General features: G+C 70.1%; 13 protein-coding genes. 4 read left to right on the top strand and 9 right to left on the bottom strand.

What is annotated here, in order from left to right:
• Positions 1–340 precede the first annotated feature (340 nt).
• The 7 genes from LGN19_RS10220 to LGN19_RS10250 form a co-directional block, all read right to left on the bottom strand.
• Positions 341–1,681 carry a serine hydrolase domain-containing protein gene (locus tag LGN19_RS10220; RefSeq protein WP_226214398.1) on the bottom strand — a complete coding sequence of 447 codons (1,341 nt, stop codon included), beginning with the start codon at positions 1,679–1,681 and terminating at the stop codon, positions 341–343.
• 46 nt (positions 1,682–1,727) lie between these two features.
• Complete coding sequence (locus tag LGN19_RS10225; protein ID WP_175219441.1) at positions 1,728–2,123, bottom strand: BON domain-containing protein; 396 nt, start codon at positions 2,121–2,123, stop codon at positions 1,728–1,730.
• A gap of 37 nt (positions 2,124–2,160) precedes the next feature.
• Positions 2,161–3,219, bottom strand: a complete 1,059-nt coding sequence (locus LGN19_RS10230; RefSeq protein ID WP_122949718.1) for a porin — start codon at positions 3,217–3,219, stop codon at positions 2,161–2,163.
• A gap of 114 nt (positions 3,220–3,333) precedes the next feature.
• Positions 3,334–4,632 carry an MFS transporter gene (locus LGN19_RS10235; RefSeq protein ID WP_226214404.1) on the bottom strand — a complete coding sequence of 433 codons (1,299 nt, stop codon included), beginning with the start codon at positions 4,630–4,632 and terminating at the stop codon, positions 3,334–3,336.
• Positions 4,633–4,676: 44 nt separating this feature from the next.
• The gene (locus LGN19_RS10240) at positions 4,677–5,828 is read right to left on the bottom strand and encodes a CaiB/BaiF CoA transferase family protein (protein ID WP_226214405.1); all 1,152 of its coding nucleotides are present in this window, start codon (positions 5,826–5,828) and stop codon (positions 4,677–4,679) included.
• Positions 5,825–7,012 carry an acyl-CoA dehydrogenase family protein gene (locus tag LGN19_RS10245; RefSeq protein WP_226214407.1) on the bottom strand — a complete coding sequence of 396 codons (1,188 nt, stop codon included), beginning with the start codon at positions 7,010–7,012 and terminating at the stop codon, positions 5,825–5,827. The genes LGN19_RS10240 and LGN19_RS10245 overlap by 4 nt, the downstream gene beginning before the upstream one ends.
• An 11-nt stretch (positions 7,013–7,023) precedes the next feature.
• Positions 7,024–8,577, bottom strand: a complete 1,554-nt coding sequence (locus LGN19_RS10250) for an AMP-binding protein (RefSeq protein WP_226214409.1) — start codon at positions 8,575–8,577, stop codon at positions 7,024–7,026.
• Between the two features lie 101 nt (positions 8,578–8,678).
• Here LGN19_RS10250 and LGN19_RS10255 point away from each other — a divergent pair, with 101 nt between their 5' ends.
• Entirely contained in the window at positions 8,679–9,569 is an 891-nt protein-coding gene (locus tag LGN19_RS10255) for a LysR family transcriptional regulator (protein ID WP_226214413.1), read from the top strand.
• A gap of 144 nt (positions 9,570–9,713) precedes the next feature.
• Positions 9,714–11,051 carry an MFS transporter gene (locus LGN19_RS10260; protein WP_226214415.1) on the top strand — a complete coding sequence of 446 codons (1,338 nt, stop codon included), beginning with the start codon at positions 9,714–9,716 and terminating at the stop codon, positions 11,049–11,051.
• A 128-nt stretch (positions 11,052–11,179) separates the two neighbouring features.
• On the opposite strand, the gene LGN19_RS10265 is transcribed toward LGN19_RS10260, so the two are convergent.
• Both LGN19_RS10265 and LGN19_RS10270 read right to left on the bottom strand, forming a co-directional pair.
• Positions 11,180–12,190: a 3-hydroxybutyryl-CoA dehydrogenase gene (locus LGN19_RS10265; protein WP_226214417.1), complete on the bottom strand. Its 1,011-nt coding sequence runs from the start codon at positions 12,188–12,190 to the stop codon at positions 11,180–11,182.
• Entirely contained in the window at positions 12,187–13,302 is a 1,116-nt protein-coding gene (locus LGN19_RS10270; protein ID WP_226214418.1) for an NAD/NADP-dependent octopine/nopaline dehydrogenase family protein, read from the bottom strand. Before LGN19_RS10270 ends, LGN19_RS10265 begins: the two co-directional genes overlap by 4 nt.
• Positions 13,303–13,452: 150 nt before the next feature.
• Here LGN19_RS10270 and LGN19_RS10275 point away from each other — a divergent pair, with 150 nt between their 5' ends.
• Positions 13,453–14,427 carry a helix-turn-helix domain-containing protein gene (locus tag LGN19_RS10275; RefSeq protein WP_226214420.1) on the top strand — a complete coding sequence of 325 codons (975 nt, stop codon included), beginning with the start codon at positions 13,453–13,455 and terminating at the stop codon, positions 14,425–14,427.
• Complete coding sequence (locus LGN19_RS10280) at positions 14,424–15,458, top strand: LysR family transcriptional regulator (RefSeq protein ID WP_226214421.1); 1,035 nt, start codon at positions 14,424–14,426, stop codon at positions 15,456–15,458. Before LGN19_RS10275 ends, LGN19_RS10280 begins: the two co-directional genes overlap by 4 nt.
• Positions 15,459–15,477 lie beyond the last annotated feature (19 nt).

Raw genomic sequence — 15,477 nt, forward strand, 5'->3', positions numbered from 1 at the left:
CATTTGCTGGATGGTATCCAGCCGCAATCACATCAAGAAATGAAATGTTCAACTGGCCAGCAGTTGAAAATCGAATGGCGGGGAGATAAGCGGGGACGGTGCGCCCCTGCAAGAGAAACGAAAGCGCGCAGGTCCGCTGGACGCGGCGCGTTTTGCTCAGACGTGAATGGATCGCGTAAGCAAGCTGACGAAACGGCGACGCGTGATGCGCCTATGCGGTTTTCCCTGATGGCTCGTCCATCGCGCTACCGGAGCGCGACGTCGGCCCGATGGCCGACGCGATCGAGGAGCGGCGACGCAACGCCGCCCCTCTCGTCGGGCACCCCGCAGTTGCAGCGCGCTAGCGCAGCCGGACGGCGACCGCGCGCGCCACCATGCTCAACGCATCGCCGCGTTCGAGCGCCGCGCGCGGCCGTGTCGCTTCGCCGTGCGCATCGAGCGCGCGCGGCGCGAAGTCCGGCGACGACGAGAACTTCACGATCGTCAGCGCGTGCTTCGGATCGACGAGGATCGACTGGCCGAACCGCCCCGCCGCCGCGAACGAACCGTCGCCGTCGTTCACCTGGTACCAGTAGTCGCGATACGCATAGCCGTCCTTGCCCGCGATCACGTTGCCCTTCTCGAACAGCGCCGCGTTGTGCGCGGGCTGCAGTGCCGCCCGAATCGTCGCGGCGGGCAGCGCGCCGCGTGCGCCGTCGAGCCCCGTGCGCACGCGCTCGGCAAAGCGCGCGGCATCGCGCAGCGTCGTGTACAGCCCGCCGCTCGCCATCGCCATCGCGTTGCGGTCGACGACGACGTACGCATCGTCTTCCGCGAAATCGCGCCACAGCCACCGCTCGACCAGCGCACTCCACGACTGCCCCGTCGCGCGCTGCATCGCCCACGCGACGGCTTCCGGCGAACCGTTCTGGTAGAACCACGTGGTGCCGGGCGCCACGTCCGGCACACGCTGCACGGTCAGCAGGAAGTCGGCGATGCTGGCAGGCGCGCCTTCACGGTGCGGCACCAGCCCGACCGCGCCGAACAGGCCGAGATCGGGCGGGATGCCCGGTGCGTATGCGGTCGGCACTTCCATGTCCAGGTTCTGCTGCAGCGTCGCGCTGCCGAACGGCGTGTCGGCGAGTTCCGGCACCGTGCGCGCCAGCGGCGCGCCCGCGTCGAGTACGCCGGACTCGATCGTCTGCGCGGCCAGCAGGCCCGTCACCGATTTCGTCATCGACGCCCACGCGTGCGGCTGGTCTGGTCTGAAGCCATTGAAGTACCGCTCGTACACGATCCGGCCGCGCTGCACGACGATGAAGCCGTCCGTATGCGTTGCGCGCAGGTATGCGTCGAGCGCCAGCGTCTCGCCGCCGATCGTCACGGGCAGCGTGTCGAGACCGGATGCCGGCTGCTCGGGCAGCGGCATCGGCGTGGCCGCGTGCCGGATGCCGGCCGTCGGCGCGAGCAGCCGCGTGTTGCTCAGCGCCCAGCGCAGGCGTGCGGGCGTGAATGCGTTCGCCTTGTTGACGACCTGGTCGGCCGATGGCGGGAAGCCTTGCATCATGCCCGGTGTGACGACGTCGGTAGCGACGGGGGCAGCGGGCGCGATCGCGGCGAGCGCGAGCCCGCCGGCCAGCATGAAGGTGTCGGCCAGCCGGCGAGTGCGCCGGGTCGCGGTAAAGCGTCGATGAATGCGCATCGAATCATGTCTCGTAGTGGAAAGAAAACGATCGTGTGCCCGGCGATCACGGCTGCTGGCCGTCGATGCGCAGCAGGTTCGACACCGACGCGACCCCGTCGACGCGCCGCGCAACCGCCGCCGCGAGATTCACCTGGTTCGTATCGGTGACCGAGCCACTGAGCGTCACGCTGCCGTCGCGTACCCGCACGAGGATGCGCGTGACGTTGAGGTTCTTGGTGCGCGCGAGCGCCGTGCTGACGCGGCGTTTCAGCTTGCGGTCGGCCGCCTTGCGTTGTGCCGGCGACAGGTCAGTTGATGCAGGTATCTGCGCCGATGCCTGCACGGCTGTCTCGGCCGATGCCGGGACCGCCGCGCTCGCGGCATCGGATTGCGCGTGGGCGGCAACGGTCCAGCATGCCGCCGTCAGCAGCGCCGCAGCGAGTCGGGATGAAGTACGCATGATCGAATCACACTCCTGAAAAATCGTTGAAAGGCACTCAGAACTGCGTCATCAGCCCGATCGACACACCGGTCGTCGCGCTCGCACCGCGCCGCAGGTTCAGCGCCGCGATCGTCGCCGGGTCGCGCATGTACGCGCCGGTCATCCCGTTGCGGTCGACCTCGACATACAGCTCGGTGCGTTTCGACAGGAAATACTCGGCGATCGCGTAGGTCGTCAGCTTGTGACCGTCCGCGCCCGACACGTTGCCGAGATTGCGCGCGCGGTCGTAGAACGCGGCCGCGCTCAACTGCACCGACGGCAGCGGCTGCACGACGACGCCGAACGACGGGATATCGTCACGCCGCGACGGCGCACCGGCCTTGTTCGCGCTCACGTTCAGCGACGCGTAGCTCAGGTAGAAGCGCGCACGGCCGAGCTGCAGCGTGCCGCCCGCCTGGATCGTCTGTGCCGACTGCGAGCCGTCCGGGCTGTACGTCTTCGCATACGACACGCCGCCCATCAGATCCGAATACGTGTACATCGCGGCCGTCGAATAGCTGGTGCCCGCATGCGAGCTGCCCGCGACGCCGCCGGGCGAATAGTTCGCGCCGAACCGCAAACCGCCCACCTGCCCGAGATACTTGATCGTGTTGTTGAAACGCGAGTCGAGCGTGAAGAAGTTGCCGTCGAACAGCACGCCCGGCTCGACCGCGAGCGATTGCCCTCGCCCGCCGAGCGGATCGAGCGCGATGCCGAGATCCTCCGCGGCGTTGAACTGGCGGCCAAGCGTCAGGCGGCCGAAATCGCCGGCCAGCCCGACATACGCGGCCTGCGAAAACAGCGTGCCGGACGTTTTCAGCGCACCGGTGCCGCTGTTGAACGCGCCATCGAGCACGAACAGCGCCTTCAACCCGCCGCCCAGATCCTCCTTGCCGCGAATGCCGAACTCGTTGCCCGCGATGATGTTGTTGTTGAACCCGACCTGGCTGCCGCCCGGCAGCCCGTTGACCCAGCGCACGCCGCCGCCGATCCGGCCGAACAGCGTCACGCTCGACTGCGCGTGCGCGCTCCCCCACAGCGCGCCGATCAGCGCCGCCGCGATCATCTTCTTCATGTCTCCTCCTGCCGCGTCATCGCGCGGCGTATCGTGGTACTGCTTCCCGTCGAAAAGCGCCACGGCCCGGCTGGCGGGCCGTGCGCCGAATGCGATGCGAGATGCGCGGCAGCGCTAGCGGCCGCACGCGCCGACCGGCGGCGCCGCGCGCTCGGCGTCGCCCGCGAGGCGCCGCAGCGAGCGCTGCGGATCGAGGCACCACGCGCCGAGCACGCCGCATGCGATCAGCACGACGCCGCACACGACGCTCGCCTGTTCGAAGCCGTGCGCGACCGACGCGCCACTCGCCTCGATCAGCATCCCGGTGACGACCGGCGCGCCGAGGCCCGCGAGCGACGCGAAGCCGTTGCTGAGCGCGAGCACGCCGCCACGCTGCGCGTCCGGCGTCACTTCGGCGAGCATCGCCGGGCCGATCGAATACATCGTCAGCGTCAAGCCGCTGCCGAGCGTAAGCAGCACGAGCTTCGCCGCGCGCGGCACCTCCGGCACCGGCAGCATGGCCAGCATCGCGCCGGCGATGGCGAGCGTGACGGCGATGAACGTGCCGCGCCCGTGCCGCGACGGCATGCCGCGCGCGAGCAGCGTCTGCGACAGCCATGCCAGTGCGAGACTGAGCGGCGACGTGACCGCGACGAACAGCGCGAACATCCGCCCCGCCTCGTGCGGCCCGAAGCCGAGCCCGAGCTGCAGGTAGGTCGGCATCCACGTGAGCGTCATCGCGAGAATCCAGTTCGCCGCGAAATGGCCGAGGAAGTTGCCGAGCACCGTGCGGTCGGTCAGCAGCCGCCCGTACGGCACGCGTTCGCCGCCGGCTGCGCGCGGGCCGCGCGACAGCGTGCCCTCCTCGCCGACCACCGCCCACGCGATGCACCACACGGCCCCCAGCAGCGCCAGCATCGCGAAGTTCGCGCGCCAGCCCCAGTGCGACGTGACGACCGGAATCGCGAGCCCCGCGATCAGCAGGCCGAGCGCGCTGCCCTGGTGCAGCAGCGCGACCGGGAGATTGCGCCGCGTATCGGGAAACCATTTGTAGATCGCATGCGTCGCGACCGGCGACGCGGGCCCTTCGCCGATGCCCAGCAGCACGCGGCACGCGATGACGACCCAGATCGAGCTCGCCGCGAGCATCGGCAGTTGCAGCAGCGCCCATGCGGCCGCCATCGCGAACAGCAGCCATTTCGCGGGCCAGCGGTTCGCGGCGATGCCGCCCGCGACCGCCGCGACCGCGAACAGCCAGTTGAGGCTGCCGCCGATCACGCCGAACTGCGTCGGGCTCAGATGCAGGTCGCGCATCATCGGCACCGACACGAGGCCGAGCACGACCTTGTCGAGAAAATTCACCAGCATCATCAGCGCGAGCATCGTCGCGATGGACCACGCCCGTCCGGGGCGGTACTGCGCACCATTCGTCATGGCTGTCTCCTGTTTCGTTATCGTCGGCGGCCGGTGGCGTCGCGCTATCCGCCGCCGTGCTCGCCGGGCGCCGGTACCTGGTCGTCACCGTCCGGCAAGCCGAGCGAGAACTTCACCGGGAAGCGCACCGCAAGCGACCGGTCGGCGGCCACCTCGCGGGCGACGCCGCGTGCGCGCACGTGCGGATCGTCGAACACCGCGCCCGCGTCGGGCACGCGCGACACCGGCAACCCGAGTGCGCCGAGCACGCGCATCCAGTCGTCCTGCGTGCGCGTCGCGAAGGTCGCGCGCAACAGCGCGCCAAGCGCGTGCCGATGCTGCTGCCGGCCCGCGCGCTGTGCGAAACGCGGCTCGCGCAGCGCCGGATACGCGTCACCGAGCACATCGGCGAACGCGGCCCAGAACTTGTCCTCGAGCGTCGCGAGCACGATGTGCCGCCCGTCGGCCGTCTCGAACAGGTCGTTGTCGGGCATCACCCAGCGCGCGGTGTCGCGCGTATCGCGGCCTGTGCGCAGCGCCCACGCGGCCGGTGCGGTCCACGCGAATATCGCGTCGTGGATCGACACGTCGAGATGCTGGCCGCGCCCGCTCGCACGTGCGCTCATCACGGCGACCGCCAGCGCGAGCGCCGCGTGCAGCGCGGCTGTGTGATCGGCCAGCCGCACGCGCGGCCGCGCGACCGTGTCGTGCAGTTGCGCGGGCACCGACCAGTAACCGGCGTCGGCAAGAAAGTTCAGGTCGTGGCCGGGGCGGTTCGCATACGGGCCGTCCTGCCCGTAACCGGTGATCGAGCACAGCACGACGCGCGGGTTCGCGTGCGCCAGCACGTCGTAGCCGAGCCCGAGCCGCGCCATCACGCCGGGGCGGTTGCCTTCGACCACCGCATCGGCCTCGCGCACGAGCTCGAGAAAGCGTGCGCGGCCGTCGGGCGTCTTCAGGTCGAGCACGATCGAGCGCTTGCCGCGATTGAACTGCGCGAACGTGTCGGCGCCGAACTGCCGCAACGCGTCGCCGCCCGGCGGCTCGACCTTGATCACGTCGGCGCCGAGCTGGCGCAGCAACGCGCACGCATGCGGCCCGGGCAGCAGTTGCCCGGCATCGACGATCCGCACGCCTCGCAGGCAGGACCAGTCAGACGCGTCGCCATCACCATCGGCGGCAGGCCACGCGTTGCGCGCGTCGTCGCGGGCCGTCATGCACCGCCTCCCGCGCCGGCCGGTTCGAGAATCGCCTTCGCGATCGTGTTGCGCTGGATCTCGCTGGTGCCGGTCAGGATCCGGAACATCCGCAGCTTGCGGAACGTCTGTTCGACCGGATGGCCGCGCGTGACGCCGACGTTGCCGTGGATCTGCACGGCCTTGTCCGCGACATCGAAGCAGCGCTCCGACACGTACAGCTTGCAGGCGGCCGCCGTCATCCGCAGGTCGGCACCCGCATCGGCGAGCGCGGCCGTATGCGCGATCATGCTTTCGCATGCCCACAGCGCGGCGGCCATGTCGGCGAGCATGTGCTGGATCGCCTGGAACCGCGCGATCGGGCCGCCGAACTGCCGGCGCGTGCGCGCGTAATCGAGCGACGCCTGATACGCCGACATTGCGAGGCCGAGCATCGTCGGGCAATGCAGCAGCCGGTTCACGTTGATGCGCGACATGCCGAGCCGGAAGCCGTTGCCGAGCCCGCCGAACACGTTCTCGCGCGGCACGCGCACGTCGACGAAGCGAATATCTGCATCGATGTGCTGGCCGGACATCGGCACGTACTCGTGCTCGACGCTCACCCCGGGCAGGTCGAGATCGACCAGCACGGCCGTGATCTGCGGCGGCGTCGCGGACGCATCGGTCACGCACATCACGATCGCGAAATCGGCGAACGGCGCGCCGCTGATGTAGTGCTTCGTGCCGTTGATCACGAGCGCATCGCCGTCCTCGACCGCCGTGGTGCGGATGCTCATCGCATCCGAGCCCGAGTGTGGCTCGGTCAGCGCGAAGCACGTCGATTTCTCGCCGCGCATCACCGGCCTGAAATAGCGATCGAGCTGCGCGGGTGTCGCGTACTTCAGCATGTTGCCGACGCGCGGCGGCCCGCCGAGCTCGCCGAGCACGTGCGGCGCAAGCGCCGCGCCGCACGCGGCGAGGTCGGCCTTCAGCGCGCACACCTCGGCGATCGACAGCCCCTGCCCGCCGATCTCGACGGGCAGGCTCGCCGTATAGAAGCCGAGCGCGGCCGAGCGTTGCCACACGCGGCGCAGCACGTCGCGCGGCCACACATCCTCGGAGCCGAGCCGCAGCTCGCGCTCGATCGGGCGCAGCTCGTCGTCGACGAAGCGCAGCACGGCCGCGCGCAGCGCGACGAATTCAGGGCGTTGCAGATGATCGAACATGGCGGGTTCCTTCAGTTGACGCGGCGCGCGACACCGCGCCAGTACTGCTCGCGCACGAGCTTGCGGGCGATCTTGCCGTTCGCGTTCTTCGGCAGCTCGGCGACGAAATCGATGGAGCGCGGCAGCTTGTAGTCGGCGAGCTGCGCGCGGCAATGCGCGACGAGATCGCTCGCCTGCGCATCGCGGCCGGCACGCAGCACGACCACGGCCTTCACGGCCTCGCCCCACTTGTCGTCGGGCACACCGACCACGCAGGCCTCGAGCACGCCTTCGTGCCGGTACAGCGCCGCTTCGACTTCGGTCGGGTACACGTTGAAGCCGCCCGAGATGATCATGTCGTGCTTGCGGTCGACCAGATAGATGAAGCCGTCGCGATCGGTGCGCGCGAGGTCGCCCGTGTGCAGCCACCCGTCGACCAGCACCTCGCGCGTCAGCTCCGGTGCGTTCCAGTAGCCCTGGAACACGTCCGCGCCGCGAATCACGATCTCGCCGATCGCGTCGCCTTCGACTTCGCGCCCGTCCGCATCGACCACGCGCACTTCGGTTTCGCCGAGCGGCCGGCCGCATGACGCGAGCCGCTCGCGGTCTTGCAGCAGCGCGTGCGCGTGATCGGCGATGCCGAGCCGCGTGACGCCCGACGTCGATTCGCTCGCGCCATAACCTTGCGACAGCACCGGGCCGATGCGCGCCCATGCTTCCTCGATGCGCGCCGGCGCCATCGGCGCCGCGCCGTAGCCGAGCACCTTCAGGCTGCGCAGGTCGGCCTGCGCGAGCTCGGGCGCGTTCAGCAGCATGTTGACCATCGCCGGCACCATGAACGTGTGCGTGATGCGCTGGCGCGCGACGTCGGCGAGGAAGTGCGCGGGCTCGAACGCGTCGAACAGCACGAGCGTCGCGCCGCAGAACAGGTAAGGCTGCATCAGCATCCCGGACGCATGCGTGATCGGGCCGATCAGCGCGAGCCGGTCGCCGGGCTGCGCGGGGCGGTCCATCCCCAGCACGATCTTGCGCAGCGACGCGAGCCGGTTGCCGTAGCTCTGCATCGCGGCCTTGATGCGCCCCGTCGAGCCGGACGAGAAATGCAGCACGGCGAGATCGTCCGGCGCCGGCTGGTAGTCGGGCGGCGTATCGCTGCCCTTCGCGAGCAGCGTTTCGTAGTCGAGATAGCCGGCCACCGCGCCGCCGATCGACACGAAACGCTCGACCGACGCGAAGCCCGGCGAATCGGGCGTGTAATCCGTGTAGCCGCGCCCGCCGATGAACGCGGCGGGTGCGCAGTTGCCGACGACGTCGGCGGCCTCGGCCGCCGTGAAGCGCGGGTTCAGCGCGGCTTTCACGAGGCCGGCCTTGTACAGCGCGCACTCGATCTCGACGAGCTCGATGCAGTTGCGCGCCTGCACGGCGATGCGGGTGCCGGGCGCGAAGCCGAGGCCGCGCAGCGCATTCGCGAGCCGCGTCGAGCGCTCGTCGAGCTGACGGTACGTGACGGTGCGGTCGCGATGGATCACGGCGGGCTGGCTGCCCCAGTAGCGGGCCGCGCGCCGCAGGAAGTAGGCGAAGCTCAAAACGATTCTCCTGGTCGAACAGTGCCGCCAGTCTGTAAGATGCCCAGGCATCACCACAATGCATCACCGGATATAAAGTCATAACCGACAGGAATCCCCCAATGGACACGCGCGATCTGGAGTACCTGCTGGCCGTCGAGCGGCACGGCAGCATCGGCAAGGCCGCCGAGGCGCTGGGGCTGTCGCAGCCAGCGCTCACGAAAGCCGTGCAGCGGCTGGAGGCGCAAGTCGGCGTGACGCTGTTCGAGCGCACCGCCAACGGAATGACGCCGACGCCGGCCGGCGCACGCTTCGTCGCGCGCGCGCAGCGGATCGCGCTCGAATTCGATGACGCGATGCAGGAGATGCGCGCGATTCGCGGCGGCGAACAGGGCGTGGTGCGGATCGGCTACTCACCGACCGTGCCCAGTGCGTTCGTGCTCGGTGCGTGCCGGCAGTTGATCCGCGAACGGCCGGCCGCGCGGCTGCGGCTGCGTTGCCGGCTCGCGCGCGAACTGCTCGACCTGCTCGCGGCCGGCGAGCTCGATCTCGTCGTCGCGCCGGAGCCGCAGCAGCAGGATGCCGGCCTCGACACCATCGCGCTGCTCGACGACCGGCTGACGGTGCTCGCCGACGCCGCGCACCCGCTGCAGCGCAAGCGCGGGCTCACGCTCGCGGATCTCGCCGATCAGGAATGGCTGCTGCCGGAAGCGACGATTCCCGTGCGGCACCGGATCGACGATGCGTTTCGCGCACGCGGCCTGCCGGCGCCGCGCCTGCGCATCGAGACCGATTTCGGCAATACGTCACTGCTGCAGCTGTTGCGCGGTACACCGCTGCTGTGTGTCGGCGGCATGGATGCGCTCGACAAGGTGACCGGGTTGCGCGCGCTCGACCTGCGGGCCGGCGAGCTCGAACTCGACCGCCGCATCGGCGCCATGCACCGGGCGGGCGCGTACGTGCCACCACTGGCGCAGCGGATGATCGCGCTGCTGCGGGAAAGCGTGGGGTAGGCACGGGGAAGCGCCGCGACCATCATTTGCGGGAGTGATGACCCTCCCCTTTTTCTGCGGATTTGACCGGGGGCACGGTGCCGACAACACTAGCCCGCAGTGCTGCAAAGACGGCACGCGCCCGCCTCCCCTTCAGAGTCCGCCATGGTCCCGACCGACACCGTGCAATACCCGAGCGCCGCCCGGCCGCTCGCCGACCGGCAGCTGCGCCGGATCGTCATCGCCTCCGTCGCCGGCAACGCGATGGAGTGGTACGACTTCTTCGTGTACGGCACGGCCGCGGCGCTCGTGTTCGGCCATGTGTTCTTTCCGCCGGGCGCGTCGCCACTCGCGGGCAGCCTCGCCGCGTTCGCGGCCTTCGCGCTCGGCTTCGTCGCGCGGCCGCTCGGCGGGATCGTGTTCGGCCACGTCGGCGATCGTTACGGGCGCAAGGCGTCGCTCGTGTGGACGCTGCTGATCATGGGCGCGTCGACCTTCGCGATCGGCCTGCTGCCGACCTATGCGCAGGTCGGCGTGTGGGCGCCGGCCGCGCTCGTCGCGCTGCGCCTGCTGCAAGGCATTGCGTCCGGTGGCGAATGGGGCGGCGGCGTGCTGATGATCAGCGAAAACGCGCCGCCGGAACAGCGCGGCTACTACGCCGCGTGGAGCCAGCTCGGCGTGGGCGGCGGATTCGTGCTGTCGTCGGCCGCGTTTCTCGCCGCACAGGCGCTGCCGGACGACGCGTTCCGCACCTGGGGCTGGCGGCTGCCGTTCCTCGCGAGCATCGCCATCTTCGCGATCGGCATCTATATCCGCCGCCATCTGCCGGAAAGCCGCGACTTCGAGCAGGCCGGCAAGCGCGGCGCGCACACGCACCTGCCGATCGTCGAATGCCTCCGTCGCCATCCGAAGGAAATCCTGCTCGCGATGGGGCTGCGCGTGGCCGAGAACGGCGGCGCGTACATCTTCCTCGCGTTCTCGCTTGTCTACGGCAAGTACGTCGGCATCCCGAACGGCGTGATGCTGACCGGCGTGATGATCGCGATGATCGTCGAGATGGGTGCGATGCTCGCGTGGGGCCGGCTGTCCGACCGGATCGGCCGCAAGCCCGTGTACCTGATCGGCGCGCTGAGCCTCGTCGCGTGCGCGTTCCCGTTCTTCTGGCTGCTCGACACGCGCGCGACGCCGCTCGTGTGGCTCGCGCTCACGGTCGGCACAGCGGTGAGCCACGGCGCGATGATCGGCACGCTGCCCGCGCTCGTCGGCGAGCTGTTCAGTACCGAGGTGCGTTACTCGGGCGTCGCGCTCGGGCATGAAGTCGCATCGATCTTCGCGGGCGGGATGTCGCCGCTGATCGCGACCGCGCTGCTCGCGCACTATCACGCGTCGTGGCCCGTGTCGCTGTTCCTCATCGCGCTCGGCCTCGTGACCGTCGCGACGCTGTGCGTGATGCGCGAGACGCGTTCCGCACCGGCCGCCGGCACGCGCGGCGATACGGCATGAGTGCGCGGCCCGCGCCGGCCGCGACGCCCGCGCCTTTGCCCTTGCCGCCGGGTGAGCGTCACGCCGGTTCACGGTGCCACGTGCGCGCCTTCGTGGCACCGCGAGCGCGCTCGGCATCGACGCCCGGGCTACGCGTCCTGGTTGCGCCGCCCACCGTCGAATACCGGCGCCAGTCCCAGATGATCGAGCAACCGCGCGAATTCGCCGAGCCGCTGCCGCATGTACGCGGGCACGTCCACGTTCGCATAGTCGTGGAAGCCGGTACCCGTGCGCACCCCGTCGCGCCCGGCTTCCATGTTGCGGACGACGCTCGCGGCCGGCGCGAAGCGCGGGCCGATCTCGCCGGCCAGGTACTGCGACGCGTAGTACAGGATGTCGCAGCCGCCCCAGTCGATGAATTCGAGCAGCCCGAGCACCGCGAAGCGCGGGCCGAAGCCGGTGCGAATGGCCGTGTCGATATCCTCGGCGCTCGCGACGCCTTCCTCGACCATTCGCGCGGCCTCGTTCATCGCGAGCGCCTGGATGCGCGGCACGATGTAGCCGGGCGCCGGCCCGCAGATCACCGGCTTCTTGCCGACGCGTTCGAGCAGCGCAGCGAGCGCGTCGACCACCGACTGGTCGGTCGCATCGCTGCGGCTGATTTCGACGAGCGGCATCAGCAGCGCGGGATTCAGCCAGTGCGCGTTCAGCATCCGCTCCGGATGCGCGACATGGCGCTGCAATTCAGTGACGACGAAGGTCGACGTGGTCGATGCAACCGTTGCCCGCGCATCGACATGCTCGCCGAGCCAGCGCAGCGCGTCGGCCTTCGCGTCGAGCACTTCGGGCAGCGCCTCGAACACGACATCTGCATCGCGCACGGCTTCCGCCGCGCCGTCCCGGGAAACGAGCGCGATGCGCGCAACGACCGCGTCGGCCTGCGCGGCATCGATGCGGCCGAGCGCGACTTGCGCGTGCAGCGGCCTGGCGATCTCATCGCGCGTGCGATCGTCGAAGGCGCGTTGGCCAGCCGCATCGCGCCGCTTGAAGTCGATCAGCGTCACGTCGATCCCGGCAAAGGCGAACACGAGCGCGATCCCCTGACCCATGCGCCCTGCGCCGAGCACGTGCACACGCGTCACGTCGGCGGCCGCGCTCATGCCGCGACTCCCGTGACACCCGCGTCGAGCAGCGCACGCATCGCGTCCTTCGACAGCGCCGCGATCCCGAGCCGCTCCAGCGTACGCCCCTCCGCATACAGGTCGCGCACCGCCACCGCGCTCGCGATGCTCAGCAGCCCCTGCGCAACCGGTGTCGGCACGCCGGCCCAGCGACCGCACGACACGATGAACGACAGCCCGAGCCGGGTGTCCTCGAGCATGTAGCGATGGGTGCGCAGATCGATCTTCTCGCGCCAGTCGCCGCTATCGGTCAGCTTGCCGTGCGCGCCGCGCCCGTACATCCATTCGTCGCCTTCGGCTGCGTAGTGATCCGCGAGCGGGAAATGCGGCGCGCGGTAGCCGAGCGCTTCGCGCACCGCGATGCGTTCGGCATCGAGCGCGTTCGTCACGCGGCGGATCGACGGCTGCGTGCCTTCGTTGTGGATGTCCCATGCGTCGAAGTGTTCGAGCGGCCCGGCGTTCATCAGGATCAGCGGCGGATGGATCACGGGCCCCGCGTTCATCAGCGCGCCGGACAACGCATCCTCGACCGGCTCGACCGACGGATAGCCCGCGCGCAGCACGTCGAACGCCCAGCCGGCCGCATTCGCCGGCAACACGCCGGTCGGCAGACGCGTCGCGTAGGCACTGATCACGACGTCGTTGTCGCCATGCTTGCGCACCAGGTACGGCAGCGTGCCCGTTTCGGCGAATGCGACGCGCGCTCGGTTGCCGGCGTCGGCCGCCGCCTGCGCAAACACGAAGCTGCCGAACGTGCCGGGCGGCAGGAATACGACCTGGCCGTCCTCCAGCAAAGGCGCGACCTGCGCGGCGAGCGCGTCGTGCGACGTGGCCGGCAGCGGCACCACGACGAGTTGCGCGCCGCGCAGTGCGGCCGCGAGATCGCCGGTCAGACGGATCGCCCCCGGCGCATCGCCGAGCGGCACCGCGCGCTTGCCGCGATAGTCGGTCACATTCAGCACGCCGAGCTCGCGCAGCCGCGCGTGCGGCTCGCGGTCGCGCCGCCACCACGTCACGTCATGGCCCTTCTCGAGCAGGTCGATGGCCGCCGCATGGCAGCCGTGGCCGCCGCCCAGAACACATACCTTCATCGTCTTCTCCCGGTGATTGAGTGCTTCCGAGACTACGCGGCGGCTTTCGCCGCGTCGCTTCAAAACGCGCAACGGCACGCCCGTTCGCGCAACGCAATCGCGGCGATGCGCATGCCGCCGCGCCCGCCGCATCCGCTACGAGGTCCGTGAATGGATATCGCCCTGTCCCGCCATGCGCCGAACCGGCTCGGCACGCTGCACGCCCCCGACGAAGTCGAACGCGCGGTCGCGCACCGGCTCGGGCCGCACCGGATGGCCGCACGCGGCCGCGATCCGTTTCATGCGGAACTGTATGAAGTGCCGTTGCATCACGGCGCACTGCTCGAACTCTGCTACGGCCGCGAAACGCGTATCGATTTCGGCGGCGATGCCGATCACTTCCTGTTCAGGCTGACGCTCGCCGGCGCCTGCGAGCTGCAGGCCGGCAGCGTCGTCGCGCGGGCGGGCCCCGGCGAGCTGACCGTATCGTCGCCCGCGCTCGCGAGCCGCCTGAGCACGAGCCCCGATTGCCGCAACCTCGTGCTGCGGCTCGAACGCGGCGCGCTCGAGCGCAAGCTGCAGGACATGCTGCAGGCCACGCTCACGCGGCCGCTGCAATTCGATCTCGCGGCCGACGGTGCGGGTGCGGGCGCCGCGCTCGTGCTGCCGACCTTCGAATACCTGTGCCGGCTCGGTGCGCAGCCGGGTATCGGCACGGCCGCGACGACCTTCGGCGCCGACCTCACCGCGTGGCTGATGTCGCTACTGCTCACGCACCTGCCGCATTCGTACAGCGATGCGCTGACGCGCGGCACGCCGCCGCTGCCGGCCCACGTGCGCCGCGCGTGCGATCACGTCGATGCGCACCTCGGCGAACCGCTCTCGCTCGCCGCGCTCGCGACGGTCGCGGGCGTCGCGCCGCGCACGCTGCAGCACGCGTTTCGCGCGTTCCTGCACACCACGCCGGCCGCCTACGTGCGCGAACGCCGGCTCGCCGCCGTGCACGCGGCGCTGCAACTTGGCGACGCGCGCAGCGTGACCGACGTGCTGATCGCGCACGGCATCCATGGCTTCGGCCATTTCGCGAAGGCGTATGCGCGGCGTTACGGCCACGCGCCTTCCGTCACCGCGAGGCACCCCCGATGACGCACTCCGCAACCGGCCGCCCGGCGGCGCCGGCCCGCACCGAATCCGCGCCGCACGACAGCGACCCGTCCGAACTGCGCGTGCAGGATCTCGATCTCAACTTGCTGAAGACGTTTCGCGCCGTGTACGAGGAGCGGCACGTCGGCCGCGCGGCGCTGCGGCTCGGCGTCACGCAGCCGTCCGTCAGCTACGCGCTCGGCCGGCTGCGGCTGATGTTCCGCGACGCGCTGTTCGTGCGCACCGGCACCGGCGTCGAGCCAACACCGCGCGCGCAACGGCTCGCGCTGTCGGTCGACAAGGCGCTCGCAATCCTGCAGCACGTGCTCGACGAAGGCTCGCGCTTCACGCCCGACAGCACGCAGCGCGTGTTCCGCCTGCACATGAGCGATTTCGCGGCGAGCGCGTTCCTGCCGACGCTGCTCGCCGAGTTCGCCAATCGCGCGCCGGGCGCGGTGATCGAGACGCTGCACGTCGACGAATGCCAGCTCAACGTCGCGCTCGAATCGGGGCGCATCGACTTCGCGCTCGGGCATTTCGCCGACGCGTCGAGCCATTTCCAGCGCGCCGCGCTGCTGCACGAGCGCTGCGTGCTACTGATGCCGCGCCGTACCGCGCAGCGCGTCGCGCTGCCCGACGACTACGTGCTCGATGGCGAGGCGCCCGACGCGCTGCGCTTCGTCGCGGTCACGTCGCATCCGCAATCGATGCAGTTGCTGGAGCGGCACGGGCTGATGCCGCGCGTGCGCGCGGCGTTACCCGATTTCATGGTGGTGCCCGCATTGCTGCAGGACGGCGACTACGCGCTGATCCTGCCGGAGACGATCGCGATCACGTTCGCGGCGCGGCAGCCATGCACGCTGTACGAGATTGCCGGTGCCGGCGAATGGGCCGTCAATGCGTACTGGCACCGGCGCTTCGACGCCGACCCCGGCCATCGCTGGCTGCGCGCGCTGCTGCTCGAACTGTTCAACATCGGCGAGCTGGCGCCGTTCGACGCATGGCTCGCGCCGCAGCCGCCCGCCTGCGCATAACGACGCGAACGGCTCGAGC

It is taken from the genome of Burkholderia sp. AU30198 (genome assembly GCF_020419825.1).
Lineage (GTDB): Bacteria > Pseudomonadota > Gammaproteobacteria > Burkholderiales > Burkholderiaceae > Burkholderia.